Source organism: Pseudomonas sp. IT-P253, from assembly GCF_949768125.1.
Taxonomy (GTDB): Bacteria; Pseudomonadota; Gammaproteobacteria; order Pseudomonadales; family Pseudomonadaceae; genus Aquipseudomonas.
Genome location: NZ_CATKPT010000013.1, coordinates 14,463 through 35,178 on the forward strand (window position 1 = coordinate 14,463; position 20,716 = coordinate 35,178).

Consider the following 20,716-nt stretch of genomic DNA (forward strand, 5'->3'; position numbering starts at 1 on the left):
GCCATGAGTTCAGTCGATACCGACGTCTACAAAACCCTGCTTGAATCGACCAAAGCGATTCCCTGGCGGATCGACTGGAAAACCATGACCTTCAGCTACATCGGTCCGCAGATAGAGGCGTTGCTGGGTTGGAAACAGGACAGCTGGGTCTCGGTCAACGACTGGGTTGAGCGCATGCACCCGGATGATCGGGATTACGTGGTGGAATTCTGTGTGTCGCAATCCCGGGCCGGAGTGGACCATGAAGCGGACTATCGCGCACTGACCCACAACGGCGACTACGTGTGGATTCGCGACGTGGTGCACGTGGTGCGCAAGGACGGGGAAGTGGAAGCGCTGGTGGGCTTCATGTTCGACATCAGCGAGCGCAAGAAAACCGAAGAGCACCTCAATCGCCTGCAGAAGCAACTCGAGGAATATTCCTTCCAGGATGGCCTGACGGGTATCGCCAACCGGCGCATGTTCGACACCGTGCTGGAGCGCGAATGGAGCAATGCCCAGTGCAGTGGATCAGCCATGTCGCTGATCATTCTGGATATCGATTACTTCAAACAGTTCAACGACCATTACGGGCACCTCAAGGGTGACGAATGTTTGCGTCGTGTCGCCCAGACCCTGTCGCTCGCGGCCAATCGACCGAAGGACTTCATCGCCCGGATCGGCGGTGAAGAGTTTGTCTGGCTCCTGCCCCAAACCGATGCCGAATCCGCCAGGCAAGTAGCGCGTAAATGCCTGAACCTGATCCGCCAACAACAAATCCCCCACGAATTCTCGGCAGTGTCGTCGCTGCTGAGCTTCAGTCTCGGCGTCGGCACCATCAAGGCTTCGCCAGAGACAACGGCGCTGGAGTTCGTCGGACAGGTCGACAAATTGCTCTACAAGGCCAAGCACAACGGCCGGATGCGCGCCGAATTTGCCGAGTTTCCTTAAGCGCCTTTAATGGGTAGAGCCAGCACAACCCACCCGAGTACCATGAAACGATTCGCCTGATACACCAGGGAGTCGAGATGCTTTACCGAATCGCTGCCGATGGGTTGGTGCTGTTTCATCTGCTGTTCATTCTGTTCGTGCTGTTCGGCGGGCTGCTGGCACTCAAATGGCGCCACTTGATCGGGTGGCACCTGCCCGCTGCCGCGTGGGGCGTGATCGTAGAAGTCTTCCAGCTGACCTGCCCGCTCACCCACTGGGAAAACCTGATGCGCCATGCGGCCGGGCAAACCGGCTACGGCGACGGTTTCATCGAACATTACGTGTGGCCAATCATTTATCCGGCCGGGCTGACACCCACAATTCAGCTAGGGTTGGGCAGCGTGGGGCTGGCGATCAACGTGGCAGTCTATGTTCGGTTGATCAGATTGTGGAAGTTACGCCGGGCCGGCTAAAGAATCGCAGTCTTTGGAGGCGACCCGGGATCTTACCTGTCCAGCCAGCGGGTTGAGGGCAACCACCGGATTGTCTGGGTTCAGTTGGCAATAACGCTCATGTTCCGCCCGCTGGCCTTGGCCACGTACAGCGCCTTGTCGGCTGCATCGAGCAGGTCGTTGGGCCGGGCTTGTGACGCCGGATTGTAAGCAGCGACACCCAGGCTGACCGTCACCAAGCCCTCGGCTCCCTCACTGTGCTGGATGCCGGCTTGCTGAACCGAGCGACGAATTTTTTCCGCGACCAGGAACGCCCCCACATAATCAGTACCGGGCAGCACCACCGCAAACTCTTCACCGCCATAACGGGCGGCCAAGTCACCCGGCCGCTTGATGTTGTCGGTAATGATCGCGCTGATGTTGCGCAGGCACTCATCGCCGGCCAAATGGCCATAGCGATCGTTGAACAGTTTGAAATGGTCGACGTCAATCATCAGAAGAGCGAGGCTGGTCAGGCTACGCTTGGCACGGCCTACTTCCGCCTGGATGAACAAGTCAAACTGGCGCCGATTGGAAAGCCCCGTGAGCGCGTCTTCCAGGGCCAGCAACTCGAGGCTGCGATTGACCTCGATGAGTTTTTCCTGAGCCTCCAGCAATACGCTCTGAACATGATTCTGCTGCTTCATGAGGCGAATGAGGCGATAACCGAAAATGCCTAAAAACCCCAGCAACAATGCCACGATGCCCGCGCTCAGCATTGATTCCTTGCGCCAGCCGGCCAGGACTTCGTCCTTGTTGAGCGCGGCGAGGACAGTCAACGGATACCCCTCGACCCGTCGAAATCCCACCACTCGCTCCACGCCATCGATCACCGATCTGATCGTCGCAGTGCCGGCGTTGCCCTTGGGCAACAACTGCGTGAAGAGTGGACCATTCGCCACGCTGGTTCCCACTTCAGCCTCTTTGAACGGCCGCCGTACCACTATGGTCGCGTCATCGGCAAACAGGTTGATCACGCCGTTACTGCCCATGTCGATGCTGTCGTAGAGCTCGAGGAAATGGCTGAGATAGATCGTTGCCAATGCCACGCCGGCAAAGCGGCCGTCGGGATGATTGAAACGGCGCGACACGGTCATGATCCATTCACCGCTCGAACGGCTCTTTATCGACGGACCGATGTGGGGCCCACGGTCAGGATGATCGCGATGGAAGATAAAGTATTCGCGGTCGGAATTATTCGCACCGGGTAGTTCAGCGCCATTGGAGTTGACGACCCAGCGCCCTTCTTCGTCATACACGAACAAACCATGAAGCTGTGCCAGTTCACTGCGCTGGGCGCTGAGCAGACGTTGCAGGCGGGGCAGTTGCGCCGGTCCCATGCCATCGTTTTCGAGGCGGTCCACCAAGGAAAACAGGAGCGTGTCGGCTTGTTTGATCGATGCTTGAGCTTGCGAAGCCAGGGTCTGCGCCAGGTTGGACATCGCCACTTCTTTGTCATGCAGATGGTACTGGCGCGAATTCCAGGCTTCCCAAATCACGATTGCCGTCATGGACAGGCACACCGCTACGAGCAGAAACACCACCGAGCGAACCTTGAGCGTTGCCCCAGCCTGCTCGGCTATCAAGGGCAAGGCAGATCGGGATTTTTCAATACGATCTTTAATGGATGGATGGCCCATGAGGCTCCCTGGATCCTGATCACATGGCGATTCTTCGTTCACCCTTTTTATGACCAGGACCGCATGAGCCGCCTGGTGTCAGGCAACTATGCCTCATCAAGCACCCGGCGGGGGAGGATTTACCCGAGAGGCGGCGTTATTTCGCCCCGTAGATATCGAAATCAAAGTATTTTTTGTTGATCCGCTCGTAAGTGCCGTTGGCGAGAATCGTTGCCAGGGCTTTGTTCAAGTCTTCGCGCAGTTCGACGTCGCTCTTGCGCACACCGATGCCATCCCCAACGCCGAAAAAAGCCGGGTCATCCAGGGTCGCGCCGGAAAACTCATAGTCCTTGCCCTGCGCCGTGTTCAAAAAGCCGTAACTGGCCTGGATGGAGCCCTGCAACGCGGCATCCAGTCGTCCCACCACCAGGTCGGCATAGACCTGATCCTGATTCTGATAGGACAGAACTTCCACGCCCTTCGAACCCCAGACGGCTTTCGCAAACGCCTCTTGGGTCGACCCCTGCTCTACACCAATGCGTTTGCCCTTGAGCGATTCAAGCGTCGGCAGCAGGCCAGAGCCACGTTTGACCACCAGTCGAGCCGGCGCATTGGACACCTTGTCGGTAAATGCAATCTGCTCCAGACGCTTGGGTGTGACAGTCATCGAGGAGGCCACCGCATCGAACTTGCGCGCCAGCAGCGCCGGGATCATCCCGTCCCAGCTACTTTCTACCCAGACGCAATGAGCGTGCAGCTCAGCGCACAGTGCCTCGGCGATGTCGACCCCGAAACCGGTCAGCGTGCCGTCCTGGTTCTTGTATTCCAGCGGTGGGTACGTGGGGTCGATCCCCAGCTTCAAGACTTTTCCAGACCAGTCGGCCGCGCCGGCCAGGCTAGATGCCGTCAACAACACCAGTGAAACAGCCGCCATCATCTTGTTCATTATTTTTTCCTTTCAGGCCAGGCATGACGCACGAAAATACGGCGTCTCAATTTAGAAAACGCTCAACCAACTTGACCCAGTAGCTCGCCCCGACCGGCAGGCAAGCATCATTGAAGTCATAGCCGGGGTTGTGCAACAGGCAACCGCTGTCCCCGTCGCCGTTGCCGATCACCAGATAGCTGCCGGGGCATTTCTCCAGGATGAAGGCAAAGTCCTCACTCGCCGTGAAGGGCCGCAGGTCGTCGATCAATCGCTCTTCGCCCAACCACTCGCGCGCGACTTCTCGGGCCAACGCGGTGGGCTCGGGGTGGTTGATCAACACCGGATGACAATGCTGATAGTCGATGTCGGCCCTGGCGCCAAAGCTGGCCGCCTGACCGTTTACCAGGTCGGTAATTCTGACTTCGAGCAAGTGGCGAATCTCGGGGGTCAGCGCGCGCACGCTCAAGCTCATCGCGGCACTGGACGGAATGACGTTCGAAGCGCTTCCGGCGTGGATTGAACCCACCGTGATGATCGCCATGTCCTGCGGATTGACGTTGCGCGAGACGATGCTTTGCAGCGCGATCACGATCGAAGCGCACACCACCACCGGGTCGATGGCCTTGTGCGGGACCGCGCCATGACCGCCATTGCCGATGATCTTGATGTTCACCGTATCGGCCGACGCCATAAACGGGCCGCTGTAGAACCCCAGATGCCCGACCGGATAACCCGGCACGTTGTGCATGGCGAAAATCGCGTCACACGGGAAGCGTTCCAGCAGCCCTTCCTCCAGCATTTTCCGGGCACCGCCCAACCCTTCTTCGGCCGGTTGGAAAATCAGCTGCACGGTGCCGTTGAACGACCGGGTCTGCGCCAGGTATTTGGCTGCCGCCAGCAGGGTTGCCGTATGACCATCGTGGCCGCAGGCATGCATGACACCGTCGATCCGGCTGGCGTAGGGCAACCCCGTGGTCTCCTGAATCGGCAGCGCGTCCATGTCGGCACGCAAACCGATGGACCGCCCTTCGCCATTTTTCAAGGTGGCGACGACACCGGTCTTGCCCACGCCGGTGCTTACGTCATAGCCCCATTGCGTCAAACACGCGGCAACCCGCTCACTGGTGGCGAACTCTTCAAAGCCCAACTCGGGGTGCGCGTGGATGCTGTGACGCAACGCGATCATTTCATCCTGCATCGCTGCAATACCAGGCAAGACATGGCAGGCATCCATGGGTGTACTCCTTCGATAGGGTTTGAGCGCCAGCTTAAAGCGCTGTTGCAGTCGATCTTAGGGAACGGGCGCTGGGCTGGGGAGACGCAGTTTGGTTATGATGACAACCATCAGTTGTCTCCAGGGTAAGCAGATGAAGCTGCATCAATTACAAGCACTGATTGCCGGTGCCGAAACCGGCAGCATCCGGGCGGCGGCGCGCTCGCTGGGTATGTCCCAGGCGGCGGTGACCAAAGCGTTGCGCGAGCTGGAAACCGCTCAGCAACTGCCGCTGTTCAGCCGAACGCCCAGTGGCCTGAACTTCACCGAGTACGGAAAAGTATTGCTGACCCACGCCCGGCTCGTGATCAAGCAACTCGAGCATGCGCAAACTGAGCTCGACCACATGCGCGGCAAGGCTCAAGGACGGCTCTGTGTCGGGATCGCACCCTGGATTGCCCTGACCTTCCTGCCCGAAGTGGTCCTGGTCTTTCGCGAACGCATGCCGGAAATCCGCCTGGAGCTGTTCGAAAGCCTGATGGCCGTCGCCCAGCCATTGTTGCGCGATGGCAGCATGGATTTTGCGATCGGCCAGCTTCCCCCTGGGCAATCAAGCCAGGAGTTTGCCTGCGAAACCTTGCTCGATTACCAGACGTCAGTGCTGGTCCGCCAGGGCCATGCACAGCAAAACGCTCGGTCGATCCATGAACTGCTGGAGCAGAACTGGACCTTGAACTACGCCCGTGACGGGCACGATGGGTTGATGCAGGAGCTGTTCTGGAAACACGGCGCGCAGATCGATGAGAAACGAATCGTACGGGCCCACTCGCTGGCCATACTGCAGATGATGGTCGAGCAGGCGGACATGTGCACCTGGGGGCCATCCATCGTCAGCATTGCCCCATCGTTCCTCGGCCGGTTGGTGTCCCTGGGGCTGGCCGAACAGTTCGAACCCCGACAGCTGAGTATCGTCACACGCCGCAATGGCTCACTGAGCAATCCGGCGCTGTGCTTCACCGATTGCCTGTTGCAAGTCATTCGGCGCCATGCCCGTTCGGCGAAAAAAGAAGACCGGGAACTCTTTGAAACCCTTCGCCTGCGGGTTTGAGACCGCGCAGTCTCGGTGCTACCGCGGATAAACGCGGCGTCAATCGAAAAATGCCAGTCAGTTAAGCCATAACGCAGTCCGTAGCAGCTGGCGAAGCCTGCGTTCGGCTGCGTAGCAGTCGTAAACCCTAAGTACCCGGTGGGTCTGACGCACCGCATTGTCTGACTTTACGACTGCTTCGCAGCCGAACGCAGGCTTCGCCAGCTGCTACAAGGTTTGCGTTGCGGCTGTCACACCAGAGGTCTTACCGAGGTGTCTGCTTCACCGCCTCAAGCCAGGCGGGATTCAATTGCGTCTGTTCGGTTTCGATGCCCAGCGCGTCCATCCGCGCCTTGTGCAGATCCATTTCACGGGTCAACTGACCGTGGTCGCTGGAGTTGCCGTCCAGTTCATGCATCTGGCTCAAGCCCAGGTGATAGAAGCGCAGCAGTTTCAAGGCGGTGGGATCACCCGCCTCTACCGCCGCCGTCACCTGGTGCATGACGTTGGTGACGCTCATCAGGCTGCGCTTGAGCCGCCAGCCATAAACCGCCGGCGCCATCCATTCCTGGGTCCAGAATTTACCGCGCATCAGCGCCACCATCAGCAATACGGCGACAAACACCCCGCCGACGTTGAACCGCAGGTTGTCGCCGCCGGGCTCACCGAACACGGCCACCGCCGTAGTGGACAACACCATCGCCAGCGTCAGGAAAATCAGGGCAATAATCACCGTGCTGCGCCGTGTCTGTTGTCGAAAGGTTTCGGCGTTCATCGGCTGGATTTCGAACATCGCGGCAGGTTTCCTTAACGTCGTGGACAAAAAGACTGGCCTGCATTATCGCCTCTGCGGAGGATTTAGCTATGCTGGGGCTCCTTTGCATCTTTTCATCGTCAAACGGGGAAATGGCGATCCAGCGCAGTTCGTGCCATCTTCTTTATGGATTCACACTATTCGGATGCCATTTGCCTGTCTGAATGACATCGTTTTAAGGATCATTGAATGACCCAAAGACATGTAATCAACGCCTCTGTCAGCCCTAAAGGTAGCCTGGAAACCCTCTCGCAACGTGAAGTTCAGCAACTGAGCGAAGCCGGAACCGGCAGCACCTATACCCTCTTCCGCCAGTGCGCCCTGGCCATTCTCAACACCGGCGCCCACGTTGATAACGCCAAGACCATCCTCGAAGCCTACAAGGATTTCGAAATCCGCATTCACCAGCAGGACCGTGGCGTGCGCCTCGAACTGCTGAACGCCCCCGCCGACGCCTTCGTCGACGGTGAAATGATCGCCAGCACCCGCGAGATGCTGTTCAGTGCCCTGCGCGACATCGTCTACACCGAAAACGAACTCGACAGCCAACGCATCGACCTGAGCAATTCCCAGGGCATCAGCGACTACGTGTTCCACCTGCTGCGCAACGCCCGCACCCTGCGCCCCGGCGTCGAGCCGAAGATCGTGGTGTGCTGGGGTGGCCACTCGATCAACACCGAAGAATACAAATACACCAAGAAAGTCGGCCATGAACTGGGCCTGCGCAGCCTGGACATCTGCACGGGCTGCGGCCCGGGCGTGATGAAAGGCCCGATGAAAGGCGCAACCATCGCCCACGCCAAACAGCGTATCCACGGTGGCCGTTACCTCGGTTTGACCGAGCCGGGCATTATCGCCGCCGAAGCGCCGAACCCGATCGTCAACGAACTGGTGATCCTGCCGGACATCGAAAAACGTCTGGAAGCCTTCGTGCGCGTCGGCCACGGCATCATCATTTTCCCGGGCGGTGCTGGCACGGCCGAAGAGTTCCTGTACCTGCTCGGCATCCTGATGCACCCGGGCAACGCCGGCCTGCCCTTCCCGGTCATCCTGACCGGGCCGAGGCACGCGGCACCGTATCTGGAACAACTGGATGCTTTTGTCGGCGCCACCCTCGGTGAAGCGGCGAAGCAGCACTATGTGGTCATCATCGACGACCCGGCTGAAGTCGCGCGGCAGATGACTGCCGGCCTCAAAGCAGTGAAGCAGTTCCGCCGCGAGCGTAACGACGCGTTCCACTTCAACTGGCTGCTAAAGATCGACGAAGGCTTCCAGCGCCCGTTCGACCCGACCCACGAGAACATGGCCAACCTGAAACTGAGCCGCGAATTGCCAGCCCACGAACTGGCCGCCAACCTGCGCCGGGCGTTCTCCGGCATCGTCGCCGGAAACGTCAAGGACAAGGGCATCCGCCTGATCGAACAACACGGGCCGTACCAGATCCGTGGCGATGTGGCGGTCATGAAACCACTCGAACAGCTGCTCAAGGCATTCGTTGCCCAGCACCGGATGAAGCTACCGGGTGGCGCGGCGTATGTACCGTGTTATCAGGTAGTTGCATAACCCCACAACCCCCTGTGGGAGCGAGCTTGCTCGCGAAAAACGTCAGAGCAACGCGTTTGAGCAGCAAACACGCGTTATCGTTGACGTTCATCGCGAGCAGGCTCGCGCCTACAAGTGATCAGCGTCAATCACTGCCTTGGCAAAGGCCTGCGGATCTTCCTGCGGCAAGTTATGGCCAATCCCGCCGCTGATCAGCCGGTACTCATATTTGCCGGTGAACCGCTTCGCATAATCCTCGGCCGCCGGATGCGGCGCGCCATTGGCGTCGCCTTCGAGCGTAATGGTCGGCACAGTAATGGGCGGAGCCTTGGCCAGCCGCTGCTCCAGCGCTTCATACTGGGGTTCGCCCTGAATCATGCCCAACCGCCAGCGATAGTTGAAAATCGTGATCGCCACATGATCGGGGTTATCCAGGGCCGCCGCGCTGCGGTCGAACGTGGCGTCGTCAAACGCCCATTTCGGTGACGCCAGCTCCCAGATCAACCTGGCGAAGTCGTGGCGATTTTTTTCGTAACCAGCCTGACCGCGTTCGGTCGCGAAGTAGAACTGGTACCACCACTGCAATTCGGCCTTGGGCGGCAACGGGTTCTTGCCCGCGGCCTGGTTTCCGATGAGGTAGCCACTCACCGAGACCAGCGCCTGCACCCGCTCCGGCCAGAGCGCCGCGACGATATCAGCCGAGCGCGCCCCCCAATCGTAGCCACCGAGCACGGCCCGCTTGATCTTGAGTGCGTCCATGAAGTCGATGACGTCACTGGCCAACGCGGTGGGCTGGCCGTTGCGAACGGTGTTGGCAGACCGCAAGTGTGTATCGCCGTAACCACGGGCATACGGGATGAGCACCCGATAACCCCGCGCCGCCAGCAAGGGAGCCACATCGACATAACTGTGTATGTCGTAGGGCCAGCCGTGCAGAAGAATCACCACAGGACCGTCGGCCGGGCCAACCTCCGCGTAAGCGACATTCAGCAAACCGGCCTCGACATGCTTCAGCGGGCCGAACGAGGCGTGCGCATCCGGCTTGACCGTGCCTGTATTAGCCGCCGCCGGCGCCACGCTCGCAGCGTCGCTGGTTTGCGCATGAGCGGCACCGAGGGCACCGAACTGCATCAGCGCAAAGGCGAAGACAGAGGGACCGATCAAACGGCGGCGTTTAGGGGCTTTGTTGCTTAACACAGTCATCTTCACGGTGAACGCTCCTGTCAGTCGGCTGCGGGCAGCGATAGGGGTAGTGGACGCATCTCGATGGAACCCATTCAATCGACCCGAGGTATCCGGCATGTGTCGTAAAACGCTGTTATTGAGGCGTAAGGTGTCCCACGGGGCTGCGGATACAATGCGATACAAAACCCATGGGCAGGTGCACCGTGGCGCTCGGGAATGCGCAACGTGCGAGTAACAAGAGGGATGAGCAATGGACCATGTGAACCACATCCTGATCGTCGATGACGATCGCGAGATCCGCGAACTGGTTGGCAACTACCTGAAGAAGAACGGCCTGCGCACCACCGTGGTTGCCGATGGTCGGCAGATGCGCAGCTTTCTGGAAACCAATCAGGTGGACCTGATCGTGCTGGACATCATGATGCCCGGCGATGACGGCCTGTTGCTGTGCCGCGAATTGCGCTCGGGCAAGCACAAAGCCACACCGATCCTGATGCTCACCGCACGCAATGACGAAACCGATCGAATCCTGGGCCTGGAAATGGGCGCCGACGATTACCTGACCAAGCCCTTCGCCGCCCGCGAGCTACTGGCGCGGATCAACGCCGTGCTGCGCCGTACGCGAATGCTGCCGCCGAACCTGCTGATCACTGAAACCGGCCGGCTGCTCGGTTTCGGCCGCTGGCGCCTGGACACCAGCGCACGCCACTTGCTGGACGAAGACGGGACGATGGTCGCTCTCAGCGGTGCCGAATACCGACTGTTGCGGGTGTTTCTCGATCATCCGCAACGGGTACTCAGCCGCGACCAGTTACTGAACCTGACCCAGGGGCGCGATGCCGATCTGTTTGACCGTTCCATTGATTTGCTGGTGAGCCGTTTGCGTCAGCGATTGAAGGATGATCCTAAGGAATCGACTTACATCAAAACCGTGCGTAGCGAAGGGTATGTGTTTTCTTATCCTGTGGAATTGCTTGGTGCTGAGTCGTGACAATTTCTTGGAGCATTTTTTGGGGGGATTGTGTGTATATCCGTTTTTTTGGGTGCGGCGGCTGGCGGTTTCTCTCTTACAGCGAGTCACTTTTGACAAACGCCCGGAATGCCGGCCCAGTCAAAAGTAACCAAAAAGTCTTGCCCCTCCATTCGGCGCCTCGCTAAGGCTCGGCATGCCCTCACTCCGGCATCCTTGCCGCGGTGCCCCCTGCGCAACGCCTGCGTTCGGCCTCTGGGAAAGGGGCGGCAGATCTGAAGCCGAAGCAAAGCAACGGCAAGATCAAGAGCTTCGCGAGCAATGTAGGAGCGAGCTTGCTCCGGGCGGCGTTCCGACGATGAATTCGAAGGCGACGCATTTTTCCAGACAGCACGCGTTATCGTTCATCCATCGCGAGCAAGCTCGCTCCTACGGTGGATATTGGATCGACATAGCGCGTTTGATCTTGACGCACCGGCTCACCGCAAAAACGAAGGTGATGCCAGGCGAACGGCCAGCGCCTTAGCCTGACTCGCCACATCGGTAACAGCCGTACTCTCCCACCACATCCCCCGCAACGGCGGCCCCATGGCAAACAGTCGACTGGCGACCCGCCCCTCGGCATCCAAAACCGCACCATCAACAGCCGCCGCAATCCCCAACGCCAACGGCCCTGGCCGAATCAACCCACGCGCCAGCAATTGCTGTGGCAACGGTCGCGCAACCCGGCGCCAGTCATATTCGATGCCGCTGGAATTGATCAACGCCGCACCACTGACCACGCAAGTTTCAGTCTCACCACGACGGCGAATACGGATACTGACCTCACCGCCCAATGACGACTCCAGTCCTTTGAACGACGCCGCCTGAATCCGCAAACGCCCTTCCCCGTGCAACCGCGCCACCAGTTCGGCACTCAGCGGTGGCGAGCGGTGGTGATGACTTTCCCACCACGGTCGAACATGTCGCACGAACTGCCGACGCTGCACGTCCGTCGCCTGATTCCACAACCGCCCGATATGCGCCCGCACAGTATCCAGTGGCGCTTGCCAGTCGATGCCTTGCGCGATGGCGTCCCGGCACTGCCGTCGCAGCTCACGCACCAATTGTCTCGGTGTGCGAAGGCTCTGATCCTCGGCAAGAAAGTCCACCCAGGCCGGTGGCTGTCGACGGACGTGAGGCAACAAGCCATGCCGGGAAAACACTTCAATCGGCCCCAGATGCCCGGCCTGTTCCAGCGACACCACGGCATCGACCATGGTCAGGCCCGAACCGATGATCAGCACCGTCGACTGCGGATCGAGCTGCCGCATGGCGGCGACATCCCACGGATCAAGTGCGGCGGCGTTCAAACCGCTGGACTCGGTCTGGGGTGTGCGCGCGGCCGGGAACATCCCGGTGGCCAGCACCGCAAACGTGCCCTGCAGCCGTTGTCCGTCGCTCAGGCTCAGCCGCACCGAATCATCCTGCGTTTGCAGATCAACCACCTCTGCCCGCACGTGCTCGACCGTTGAACCGTTCAGCGCCCCGACAGCTTGCGCCTCAGCCAGTCGCTGCTGCACATACAGGCCGAAAATCCCCCGAGGCGGGAACAATTCACTGACCGGCACATGCTGCTCATCCGACTCCGGCCAGCCGCCGGCGGCGATGTACTCGGTCAGCCATTGGGTCAGGTCGTCGGCGTTGTCCGGGTCGACGCTCATGCGCGCGGCATTGCCATTGAGCGTATGGCCCAACTCGACCGCGCTGTAGGCTTCGCCCCGTCCCAATTCGGCGCGTGGTTCAATCACCAGCACCGAACGTTTGCCCGGCAAACGCAACAACTGCGCCGCCAGCATCGCGCCGCTGAGGCCGCCACCGACGATCAGGATGTCTGCGTGACGGATGGCGGGAGTCGCCTCTGGGCTTGGGGTTTCAGTCATGCCGTTCTCACTGGTCAATGTCGAGGATGTAGGCCGTTGAGGCGTATCTGAATGCCACATTAATGTTTTGCCCGCCAATCCGGAAGCTCATCACACCTGCGGCAAACGGTTAGATCACCACGTTTCGCACAAAGCGCGTGGCCACCGCCCCATCGTTTCGATAAGCATGAGGCTGGTGGCTGGCAAACATGAAGAACTCGCCGGCGGCAATGTCATGCGCCGTGTCACCCAACATCAACGTCAGGCAGCCTTCAAACACGTAGATCTGTTCACTCCAGCCCTCGGCATCGGGTTGCGACGGATAAATTTCGCCCGGTTGCAGGCACCACTCCCATTGCTCCACCTCGCGGGTGGCGGTGGCTTTGGACAGTAAAACGGCTTTGCTGCCGGGAATGAGGCCGGCCCAGGCCACTTCGTTGATGCGGCTGGTGTCGCGGGCATCGGGCGCCTGGATCAAGTCGCTGAAGGCCACGTCCAGCGCTTCCGCCACGCGGTCGAGGGTGGTCAGGCTGACGTTCTTCTCGCCGGCTTCGATGGCCACCAGCATTCGTCGACTGACGCCGGACTTTTGCGCCAATGCGCTCTGGCTCATGTCGGCGGCATGGCGCAAACGTCGAACGTTCTGACTGACGTGCTGGAGGACCGAAGCCCGCTGCGCGGAATCTTTGTGCACTATATTGCTCACTTAGTGGAGTTGGGCAGTATACTGCGCAACATTCGGCGCATTGTGCGTCCCCCTCAGGTAGCGCGCAAGGTTATGACGTCGGTGAACTCTCCCCAGGCTTCCTCCCGTTTCTCACGGTTCAGCAAGGCCGAATGCGTGCTGGTGCTGATTACCATGGTCTGGGGCGGGACCTTTTTGCTGGTGCAGCACGCGATGACCGTCAGTGGACCGATGTTTTTCGTCGGCCTGCGCTTTGCCGCTGCCGCGAGTATCGTCGCCCTGCTTTCCTGGCGCAGCCTGCGCGAACTGACCCTGTTCGAACTCAAGGCCGGGGCTTTTATTGGCGTGGCGATCATGCTCGGTTATGGCTTGCAGACCGTCGGGTTGCAGAGCATTCCCAGCAGCCAGTCGGCGTTTATTACTGCGTTGTACGTACCCTTTGTGCCATTGCTGCAATGGCTGGTGCTGGGGCGGCGACCGGGGTTGATGCCAAGCATCGGGATCATGCTGGCGTTTGCCGGGTTGATGCTGTTGTCCGGCCCTTCCGGCGCTTCGTTTAATTTCAGCCCCGGTGAAATCGCCACGTTGATCAGCACGATTGCGATTGCGGCGGAGATCATTCTGATCAGCACCTATGCCGGCCAGGTCGATGTGCGGCGGGTGACGGTGGTGCAACTGGCGGTGACGTCTGCGTTGGCGTTTCTGATGGTGGTGCCGACCCAGGAAAGGATTCCGGACTTTTCCTGGTTGCTGCTGTGCAGCGCGCTGGGCCTGGGCGCGGCCAGCGCGGCGATTCAAGTGGCGATGAACTGGGCGCAGAAGAGTGTCTCGCCGACTCGGGCCACGTTGATTTATGCGGGGGAGCCGGTGTGGGCCGGGATTGTCGGGCGGATCGCCGGGGAGCGGTTGCCGGCGATTGCGTTGGTGGGGGCGGGGTTGATTGTGGCGGCGGTGATTGTCAGTGAGTTGAAGACCAAGGGTAAGGCGGCGGCCGCCGAGGAAGAGTTGGAGCGGGAAACACAAGAGTAACCCGTGAAATCTGCGGTACTTGAACAATAGCCATCGCGAGCAAGCTCGCTCCTACATTGGATCATTGGTGTACACCCTATCTATGTACACATCGATTACCTGTGGGAGCGAGCTTGCTCGCGATAGCATCTGACCGGTCGAACACAGCTTTTTGAAACAATGTGAATCAGGGATTTTCGGTCTACCGTGTAGGATTCTGCGACAGCTTGTCGTTTGGTGATCCGGGAACTGGCACGTATGATGCTTCACAAACTTCCGCAGATTAGAAGCCTATGTCCCTGATAGTTCTACTGCTTCTGCCTTTTATCGGCAGCTGTGTGGCAGCGTTGTTGCCACACAACGCGCGCAACACCGAATCGTTGTTGGCTGGTCTGGTTGCCTTGATTGGCGCCGTCCAGGTCGCCTTCCTGTACCCGCAAATCGCCCATGGCGGCGTCATTCGTGAAGAGTTTTTCTGGCTACCGAGCCTGGGCCTGAACTTCGTCCTGCGCATGGACGGTTTCGCCTGGCTGTTCTCGATGTTGGTGCTGGGCATCGGCGCGCTGGTTTCGTTATACGCCCGCTACTACATGTCGCCGGATGATCCGGTGCCGCGATTCTTTGCGTTTTTCCTGGCATTCATGGGCGCCATGCTCGGGCTGGTGATTTCCGGCAACCTGATCCAGATGGTGTTTTTCTGGGAGCTGACCAGTCTCTTTTCGTTCCTGTTGATCGGTTACTGGCACCATCGCGCCGATGCCCGGCGGGGTGCCTACATGGCGCTGATGGTCACCGGCGCGGGCGGTTTGTGCCTGTTGGCAGGGGTCATGTTGCTTGGCCATGTGGTCGGCAGCTATGACCTGGACAAGGTCCTGGTCGCCGGCGATCTGATTCGCGCACATGCCCTCTACCCCATCTTGCTCCCGCTGATCCTGATTGGCGCCCTGAGCAAAAGCGCGCAATTTCCCTTCCACTTCTGGTTGCCCCACGCGATGGCCGCGCCAACGCCGGTCTCGGCCTATCTGCACTCTGCAACCATGGTCAAGGCCGGGGTGTTTTTGCTCGCACGCCTGTGGCCGTCACTGTCCGGCAGCGAAGAATGGTTCTACATCGTCAGCGGGGCCGGGGGCTGCACCCTGTTGCTCGGCGCCTATTGCGCGATGTTCCAGAATGACCTCAAAGGCCTGCTCGCTTACTCGACCATCAGCCACCTGGGCCTGATCACCCTGCTGCTGGGGCTGAACAGTCCGCTGGCAGCCGTGGCAGCCGTGTTTCACATTCTCAACCATGCCACCTTCAAGGCCTCGCTGTTCATGGCCGCCGGGATCATCGACCATGAAAGCGGTACCCGGGACATTCGCAAACTCAGCGGCCTCATTAAACTGATTCCCTTCACCGCGACCCTGGCCATGGTCGCCAGCGCCTCCATGGCCGGTGTACCGCTGCTCAACGGTTTCCTCTCAAAGGAAATGTTCTTCGCCGAAACCGTGTTCATCAACGCGACCGCCTGGGTCGAGATGACCCTGCCGATTGTCGCGACCATCGCCGGCACCTTCAGCGTCGCCTATTCGCTGCGCTTTACCGTCGACGTGTTCTTCGGTCCCACCGCCACCGACCTGCCCCACACCCCGCACGAGCCACCCCGCTGGATGCGCGCGCCGGTGGAATTGCTGGTGTTCACGTGCCTTATCGTCGGGATCTTTCCCGCGCAGGTGGTCGGCCCGTTGCTCGCCGCCGCGGCCCTGCCCGTCGTGGGCGGCATCCTGCCTGAATACAGCCTGGCGATCTGGCACGGCTGGAATGCACCGATGATCATGAGCCTGATTGCCATGTCCGGCGGCATCGTGCTTTACCTGTTGTTGCGCAATCAATTCAAGCTCGGGCATTTCAAGTACCCGCCAATCATCGGCCGGTTCAACGGCAAGCGTTTGTTCGAGCGCAGCCTGGTGATCATGATGCGCCTGGCCCGTCGTCTGGAGCGGCGCATCAACACCAAACGCCTGCAAACCCAATTGTTCCTGATGGTACTGGCGGCGGTGCTCGCCGGGCTGATCCCGATGCTCCACAGCAGCTTGAGCTGGGGCGAGCGGCCGAAGATTCCAGGTTCGATCGTGTTCGTGATCCTCTGGCTGCTGGCGATTGCCTGTGCCCTCGGCGCGGCGTGGCAGGCCAAATATCATCGACTCGCGGCCCTGACCATGGTCAGCGTCTGCGGCATGATGACCTGTGTAACTTTCGTCTGGTTCTCGGCACCGGACCTGGCGCTGACGCAACTGGTGGTCGAAGTGGTGACCATGGTGCTGATTCTGCTGGGCCTGCGCTGGCTGCCTCGACGGATCGAAGAGGTGTCACCGTTGCCGAGCAGCCTGCGCAAGGCGCGCATCCGGCGGATCCGCGATTTGCTGTTGTCGACCGTGGTCGGCGGCGGCATGGCGTTGCTGGCCTACGCCATGCTGACGCGTCAGACGCCGAATGCTATTTCCTCGTTCTACCTCAGCCGCGCCCTGCCTGAGGGCGGCGGCAGCAACGTGGTCAACGTGATGCTGGTGGACTTCCGCGGCTTCGACACCCTCGGTGAGATCACCGTGTTGGTGGCCGTGGCCCTGACGGTGTTCGCCCTGCTGCGTCGTTTCCGCCCTCCCAAGGAAAGCCTGCAGTTGCCCGCCCAACAGCGTCTGCTGGCGCCGGACGTGGTCACCGACCTGGTCAACCCGCGTCATGCCAGCGACACCGCGCTTGGCTTCATGATGGTCCCGGCAGTGCTGGTGCGCCTGCTGCTGCCGATTGCGCTGGTGGTGTCGTTCTACCTGTTCATGCGCGGCCATAATCAACCGGGCGGCGGGTTTGTCGCCGGGCTGGTGATGTCGGTGGCGTTCATTCTGCAATACATGGTCGCCGGCACCCAGTGGATCGAAGCACAAATGAGCCTGCGACCGCTGCGCTGGATGGGCATCGGCCTGCTGTTTGCCACCGTCACAGGGCTTGGGGCGATGGCGGTCGGCTATCCGTTCCTGACCACTCATACCTGGCATTTCGAGCTGCCGGTGCTGGGCGACATTCATATCGCCAGTGCGCTGTTCTTCGACATCGGCGTCTATGCCGTGGTGGTGGGTTCGACGCTGCTGATCCTGACCGCCCTCGCCCACCAATCGGTTCGCGGCCACAAAACCGCCGCCCAGCCTAAATCCGTCGCCACGCAAGGAGCCGTCTGATGGAAGAAGTCATCGCAATCGCCATCGGCGTACTGGCCGCGTCCGGCGTCTGGCTGATCCTGCGCCCCCGGACATTCCAGGTGGTCATGGGCCTGTGCCTGCTGTCTTACGGCGTCAACCTGTTCATCTTCAGCATGGGCAGCCTGTTCATCGGCAGGGAGCCGATCATCAAGGACGGCGTGCCGCAGGACCTGTTGCATTACACCGACCCGCTGCCGCAGGCGCTGGTGCTGACCGCGATCGTCATCAGCTTCGCGATGACCGCGTTGTTCCTGGTGGTGTTGCTGGCTTCCCGGGGGCTGACCGGCACCGACCATGTGGATGGCCGGGAGCCTAAAGAATGAATGCAATGACGCACCTGATCGCTGCGCCGATTCTGCTGCCCCTGTTGACCGCCGCCATCATGCTGATGCTCGGCGAGAGGCACCGTCCGCTCAAGGCCAGGATCAACCTGTTCTCCAGCCTTCTGGGCCTGGGCATTTCCGTGTTGCTGTTGCAGTGGACGCAAACCACCGACGTACCCGGTTCCATCGGCGTGTACCTGCCCGGCAACTGGCAAGCGCCGTTCGGCCTGGTGCTGGTGGTCGATCGCCTCTCGGCAATGATGCTAGTGCTGACCGGGATCATCGGCGTCAGCGCCTTGCTGTTCGCCATGGCCCGTTGGGACGGTGCCGGTTCGAGTTTCCATGCCCTGTTCCAGATTCAGTTGATGGGCCTTTATGGCGCATTCCTGACGGCGGACCTGTTCAACCTGTTCGTGTTTTTCGAAGTGCTGCTGGCCGCCTCTTACGGCTTGATGCTCCACGGTTCGGGCCGGGCGCGGGTGTCGTCGGGCTTGCATTACATCTCGATCAATCTGCTGGCCTCGTCGCTGTTCCTGATTGGTGCGGCGCTGATCTACGGTGTCACCGGCACCCTGAACCTGGCAGACCTGGCGCTGAAAATTCCGCTGGTGCCGGAAGCCGATCGCGGGTTGCTGCATGCCGGCGCGGGAATACTTGCGGTAGCGTTCCTGGCCAAGGCAGGGATGTGGCCGCTGAACTTCTGGCTGGTGCCGGCCTATTCCTCGGCCAGTGCGCCGGTGGCGGCGATGTTCGCGATCATGACCAAAGTCGGCGTCTACACCTTGCTGCGTTTGTGGACATTGCTGTTCTCCGGTCAGGCCGGCGCTTCGGCGTATTTCGGTGGCGGCTGGCTGATCTACGGCGGGATGGCGACCATCGCCTGCGCCGCGCTGGCGATCCTGACGGCGCAACGGCTGGAACGCATGGCCAGCCTGAGCATTCTGGTGTCGGCGGGGATTCTGCTGTCGGCCATCGGTTTCGCCCAGCCGAACCTGATCGGCGCTGCGTTGTTCTACCTGGTCAGCTCGACCCTGGCGTTGAGTGCGCTGTTCTTGTTGGCCGAATTGATCGAGCGTTCGCGCTCGGTGAATGAAGTGCCCTTGTTCGATGACGCAGACCTGCTTGCGCGACCGATGGAATCGCCGCAACCGCTCAAAGGCATCAACCTCGATGACGAACAGAAAGCGCTGGTCGGTCAGGTGATTCCCTGGGCCATGGCGTTCCTCGGTTTGAGTTTCATTGCCTGCGCGCTGCTGATCATCGGCATGCCGCCGCTCTCGGGTTTCATCGGCAAACTCAGCCTGCTCAGCGCCCTGCTCAACCCGCTGGGCCTGGGCAATGGCAGCGATGAACCGGTGTCGAACGCCGCGTGGGGCTTGCTGGCATTGTTGATCCTGTCCGGGCTGGCGTCGCTGATCGCCTTCTCGCGCCTGGGCATCCAGCGTTTCTGGACGCCGCAAGAACGACCGTCGCCGTTGCTGCGACGGCTCGAATGCGTGCCGATCATTGCCTTGTTGGGGCTGAGTATCCTGCTGACGTTCAAGGCTGAGCCGCTGTTGCGTTATACGCAGGCCGCCGCCGAGGCCTTGAACCACCCACAGCAATACGTGATGGCGGTACTCGGCACCCGGGCGGTGCCGAGCCCTGAAGCCAAGGCAGCGATGCTGGAGGTGCAACCATGAACCGTCTGTTTCCGGCGCCGTGGTTGTCGCTGGCACTGTGGCTGTTGTGGTTGGTGTTGAACCTGTCGATGAGCCCCGGCAACCTGTTATTGGGCGCCGTGCTGGGGTTCTGCGCGCCGTTGATGATGCGCAAATTGCGTCCGCTGCCGATCCGCATTCGCCGGCCCGGTGTGATCCTGCGCCTGTTCTTCCTCGTCGGTTGCGATGTGCTGGTCTCCAACGTCGCCGTGGCCTGGGGCGTGCTCAACGCGGGTCGGCGTCCGCCACGCTCGCGTTTCATCAAGGTGCCGCTGGACCTGCGTGATGCCAACGGCCTGGCCGCGTTGTCGATGATCTGTACGGTAGTGCCTGGCACGGTCTGGTCGGAGTTGGCGCTGGACCGCAGCATTCTGTTGCTGCACGTCTTCGATCTGGATGACGAAGCGCTGTTCATCCAGCACTTCAAGACGGCTTACGAGCGTCCGTTGATGGAGATTTTCGAATGAGCGAGTTGCTGCCGAACGCGGTCCTGCTGAGTCTGTTCCTCTTTTCCATGGCGATGATTCTGACCCTGATCCGTCTGTTCAAAGGGCCGTCCGCCCAGGACCGGGTTCTGGCGCTGGACTATCTGTACATCCTCGCGATGCTGATGATGCTGACGCTGGGCATTCGTTACGCCAGTGACACTTACTTCGAGGCGGCGCTGTTGATTGCGCTGTTCGGCTTCGTCGGCTCATTTGCCCTGGCGAAATTCCTGTTGCGCGGTGAGGTGATCGAATGAGCGCAGAACTGTCTCTATGGGTTGAAATCCCGGTGGCGATCCTGCTGGTGCTCAGCAGCCTGTTTGCGCTGATCGGCGCCATTGGCCTGTTGCGGATGAAGGACTACTTTCAGCGCATGCACCCGCCGGCGCTGGCGTCGACACTGGGTGCCTGGTGCGTGGCCCTGGCGTCGATCCTCTACTTTTCGGCGATCGAGTCCGGGCCGGTGCTGCACGCCTGGCTGATTCCGGTCCTGCTGGCAATTACCATGCCGGTGACCACGCTGCTGCTGGCTCGGGCGGCGTTGTTTCGTAAACGCATGGCCGGGGACGATGTGCCGGCCGAGGTGAGTAGCCGGCGTACAGACAGCGGGATTTAAGTTCAAC

Annotated in this window: 19 protein-coding genes; 12 read left to right on the plus strand and 7 right to left on the minus strand. The window is 60.4% G+C overall.

The annotated features are described in order from the left end of the window. Positions 1-3 precede the first annotated feature (3 nt). Together ACM6IR_RS09090 and ACM6IR_RS09095 are read left to right on the plus strand one after the other, a co-directional pair. Entirely contained in the window at positions 4-930 is a 927-nt protein-coding gene (locus tag ACM6IR_RS09090) for a diguanylate cyclase domain-containing protein (RefSeq protein WP_414907407.1), read from the plus strand. Between the two features lie 77 nt (positions 931-1,007). After that, a complete protein-coding gene (locus ACM6IR_RS09095) occupies positions 1,008-1,382 on the plus strand; it encodes a DUF2784 domain-containing protein (protein WP_414907408.1) in 375 nt (124 codons plus the stop codon). An 80-nt stretch (positions 1,383-1,462) separates the two neighbouring features. Here the strand turns inward: ACM6IR_RS09095 and ACM6IR_RS09100 are convergent, their stop codons facing one another. From ACM6IR_RS09100 to ACM6IR_RS09110, 3 genes are all read right to left on the minus strand, one after another. Continuing rightward, positions 1,463-3,040 carry a sensor domain-containing diguanylate cyclase gene (locus ACM6IR_RS09100; protein ID WP_414907409.1) on the minus strand — a complete coding sequence of 526 codons (1,578 nt, stop codon included), beginning with the start codon at positions 3,038-3,040 and terminating at the stop codon, positions 1,463-1,465. 136 nt (positions 3,041-3,176) lie between these two features. Then, on the minus strand, positions 3,177-3,965 hold the full coding sequence (locus tag ACM6IR_RS09105) for an ABC transporter substrate-binding protein (protein WP_414907410.1): 789 nt from the start codon (positions 3,963-3,965) through the stop codon (positions 3,177-3,179). A 46-nt stretch (positions 3,966-4,011) separates the two neighbouring features. Continuing rightward, positions 4,012-5,181 carry a M20 aminoacylase family protein gene (locus tag ACM6IR_RS09110; protein ID WP_414907411.1) on the minus strand — a complete coding sequence of 390 codons (1,170 nt, stop codon included), beginning with the start codon at positions 5,179-5,181 and terminating at the stop codon, positions 4,012-4,014. A gap of 133 nt (positions 5,182-5,314) precedes the next feature. On the opposite strand from ACM6IR_RS09110, the gene ACM6IR_RS09115 reads away from it, so the two are divergent. Beyond that, positions 5,315-6,268, plus strand: coding sequence for a LysR substrate-binding domain-containing protein (locus ACM6IR_RS09115; protein WP_414907412.1), 954 nt, complete (start codon positions 5,315-5,317; stop codon positions 6,266-6,268). 244 nt (positions 6,269-6,512) lie between these two features. On the opposite strand, the gene ACM6IR_RS09120 is transcribed toward ACM6IR_RS09115, so the two are convergent. After that, positions 6,513-7,040: a DUF3087 domain-containing protein gene (locus tag ACM6IR_RS09120; RefSeq protein WP_414907413.1), complete on the minus strand. Its 528-nt coding sequence runs from the start codon at positions 7,038-7,040 to the stop codon at positions 6,513-6,515. Positions 7,041-7,250: 210 nt separating this feature from the next. Here ACM6IR_RS09120 and ppnN point away from each other — a divergent pair, with 210 nt between their 5' ends. Next, complete coding sequence (gene ppnN, locus ACM6IR_RS09125) at positions 7,251-8,624, plus strand: nucleotide 5'-monophosphate nucleosidase PpnN (RefSeq protein WP_414907414.1); 1,374 nt, start codon at positions 7,251-7,253, stop codon at positions 8,622-8,624. A 108-nt stretch (positions 8,625-8,732) separates the two neighbouring features. Here ppnN and ACM6IR_RS09130 read toward each other — a convergent pair whose 3' ends face one another. Beyond that, a complete protein-coding gene (locus ACM6IR_RS09130) occupies positions 8,733-9,806 on the minus strand; it encodes an alpha/beta fold hydrolase (protein ID WP_414907485.1) in 1,074 nt (357 codons plus the stop codon). Between the two features lie 232 nt (positions 9,807-10,038). Between ACM6IR_RS09130 and ACM6IR_RS09135 the strand changes: the two genes are divergently transcribed. Further along, a complete protein-coding gene (locus ACM6IR_RS09135; protein WP_414907415.1) occupies positions 10,039-10,779 on the plus strand; it encodes a response regulator in 741 nt (246 codons plus the stop codon). Positions 10,780-11,237: 458 nt separating this feature from the next. Here the strand turns inward: ACM6IR_RS09135 and ACM6IR_RS09140 are convergent, their stop codons facing one another. Together ACM6IR_RS09140 and ACM6IR_RS09145 are read right to left on the minus strand one after the other, a co-directional pair. Then, positions 11,238-12,680 carry an FAD/NAD(P)-binding protein gene (locus ACM6IR_RS09140; RefSeq protein WP_414907416.1) on the minus strand — a complete coding sequence of 481 codons (1,443 nt, stop codon included), beginning with the start codon at positions 12,678-12,680 and terminating at the stop codon, positions 11,238-11,240. 109 nt (positions 12,681-12,789) lie between these two features. Continuing rightward, a complete protein-coding gene (locus ACM6IR_RS09145; RefSeq protein ID WP_414907417.1) occupies positions 12,790-13,353 on the minus strand; it encodes a helix-turn-helix domain-containing protein in 564 nt (187 codons plus the stop codon). Here ACM6IR_RS09145 and ACM6IR_RS09150 point away from each other — a divergent pair. The 7 genes from ACM6IR_RS09150 to ACM6IR_RS09180 all read left to right on the plus strand — a co-directional run bounded on the left by ACM6IR_RS09150 (position 13,348) and on the right by ACM6IR_RS09180 (position 20,709). After that, positions 13,348-14,373: a DMT family transporter gene (locus ACM6IR_RS09150; protein WP_414907418.1), complete on the plus strand. Its 1,026-nt coding sequence runs from the start codon at positions 13,348-13,350 to the stop codon at positions 14,371-14,373. The two genes, ACM6IR_RS09145 and ACM6IR_RS09150, sit on opposite strands and share 6 nt — an antisense overlap. A gap of 272 nt (positions 14,374-14,645) precedes the next feature. Continuing rightward, positions 14,646-17,564 carry a monovalent cation/H+ antiporter subunit A gene (locus ACM6IR_RS09155; RefSeq protein WP_414907419.1) on the plus strand — a complete coding sequence of 973 codons (2,919 nt, stop codon included), beginning with the start codon at positions 14,646-14,648 and terminating at the stop codon, positions 17,562-17,564. Next, a complete protein-coding gene (locus ACM6IR_RS09160; RefSeq protein ID WP_007944721.1) occupies positions 17,564-17,908 on the plus strand; it encodes a Na+/H+ antiporter subunit C in 345 nt (114 codons plus the stop codon). The genes ACM6IR_RS09155 and ACM6IR_RS09160 overlap by 1 nt, the downstream gene beginning before the upstream one ends. Beyond that, positions 17,905-19,590: a monovalent cation/H+ antiporter subunit D gene (locus ACM6IR_RS09165; protein WP_414907420.1), complete on the plus strand. Its 1,686-nt coding sequence runs from the start codon at positions 17,905-17,907 to the stop codon at positions 19,588-19,590. Before ACM6IR_RS09160 ends, ACM6IR_RS09165 begins: the two co-directional genes overlap by 4 nt. Then, positions 19,587-20,075: a Na+/H+ antiporter subunit E gene (locus ACM6IR_RS09170; protein WP_414907421.1), complete on the plus strand. Its 489-nt coding sequence runs from the start codon at positions 19,587-19,589 to the stop codon at positions 20,073-20,075. Before ACM6IR_RS09165 ends, ACM6IR_RS09170 begins: the two co-directional genes overlap by 4 nt. Continuing rightward, on the plus strand, positions 20,072-20,350 hold the full coding sequence (locus ACM6IR_RS09175) for a K+/H+ antiporter subunit F (RefSeq protein WP_414907422.1): 279 nt from the start codon (positions 20,072-20,074) through the stop codon (positions 20,348-20,350). The genes ACM6IR_RS09170 and ACM6IR_RS09175 overlap by 4 nt, the downstream gene beginning before the upstream one ends. Beyond that, the gene (locus ACM6IR_RS09180) at positions 20,347-20,709 is read left to right on the plus strand and encodes a Na+/H+ antiporter subunit G (RefSeq protein ID WP_414907423.1); all 363 of its coding nucleotides are present in this window, start codon (positions 20,347-20,349) and stop codon (positions 20,707-20,709) included. The genes ACM6IR_RS09175 and ACM6IR_RS09180 overlap by 4 nt, the downstream gene beginning before the upstream one ends. Positions 20,710-20,716: the final 7 nt, after the last annotated feature.

Bases quoted from the DNA above. Each gene is read 5' to 3' on its own strand.
- ACM6IR_RS09090 (WP_414907407.1), top strand. From the start codon at position 4: ATGAGTTCAGTCGATACCGACGTCTACAAAACCCTGCTTGAATCGACC.
- ACM6IR_RS09095 (WP_414907408.1), top strand. From the start codon at position 1,008: ATGCTTTACCGAATCGCTGCCGATGGGTTGGTGCTGTTTCATCTGCTG.
- ACM6IR_RS09100 (WP_414907409.1), bottom strand. From the start codon at position 3,040: ATGGGCCATCCATCCATTAAAGATCGTATTGAAAAATCCCGATCTGCC.
- ACM6IR_RS09105 (WP_414907410.1), bottom strand. From the start codon at position 3,965: ATGAACAAGATGATGGCGGCTGTTTCACTGGTGTTGTTGACGGCATCT.
- ACM6IR_RS09110 (WP_414907411.1), bottom strand. From the start codon at position 5,181: ATGGATGCCTGCCATGTCTTGCCTGGTATTGCAGCGATGCAGGATGAA.
- ACM6IR_RS09115 (WP_414907412.1), top strand. From the start codon at position 5,315: ATGAAGCTGCATCAATTACAAGCACTGATTGCCGGTGCCGAAACCGGC.
- ACM6IR_RS09120 (WP_414907413.1), bottom strand. From the start codon at position 7,040: ATGTTCGAAATCCAGCCGATGAACGCCGAAACCTTTCGACAACAGACA.
- ppnN (WP_414907414.1), top strand. From the start codon at position 7,251: ATGACCCAAAGACATGTAATCAACGCCTCTGTCAGCCCTAAAGGTAGC.
- ACM6IR_RS09130 (WP_414907485.1), bottom strand. From the start codon at position 9,806: ATGACTGTGTTAAGCAACAAAGCCCCTAAACGCCGCCGTTTGATCGGT.
- ACM6IR_RS09135 (WP_414907415.1), top strand. From the start codon at position 10,039: ATGGACCATGTGAACCACATCCTGATCGTCGATGACGATCGCGAGATC.
- ACM6IR_RS09140 (WP_414907416.1), bottom strand. From the start codon at position 12,680: ATGACTGAAACCCCAAGCCCAGAGGCGACTCCCGCCATCCGTCACGCA.
- ACM6IR_RS09155 (WP_414907419.1), top strand. From the start codon at position 14,646: ATGTCCCTGATAGTTCTACTGCTTCTGCCTTTTATCGGCAGCTGTGTG.
- ACM6IR_RS09160 (WP_007944721.1), top strand. From the start codon at position 17,564: ATGGAAGAAGTCATCGCAATCGCCATCGGCGTACTGGCCGCGTCCGGC.
- ACM6IR_RS09165 (WP_414907420.1), top strand. From the start codon at position 17,905: ATGAATGCAATGACGCACCTGATCGCTGCGCCGATTCTGCTGCCCCTG.
- ACM6IR_RS09170 (WP_414907421.1), top strand. From the start codon at position 19,587: ATGAACCGTCTGTTTCCGGCGCCGTGGTTGTCGCTGGCACTGTGGCTG.
- ACM6IR_RS09175 (WP_414907422.1), top strand. From the start codon at position 20,072: ATGAGCGAGTTGCTGCCGAACGCGGTCCTGCTGAGTCTGTTCCTCTTT.
- ACM6IR_RS09180 (WP_414907423.1), top strand. From the start codon at position 20,347: ATGAGCGCAGAACTGTCTCTATGGGTTGAAATCCCGGTGGCGATCCTG.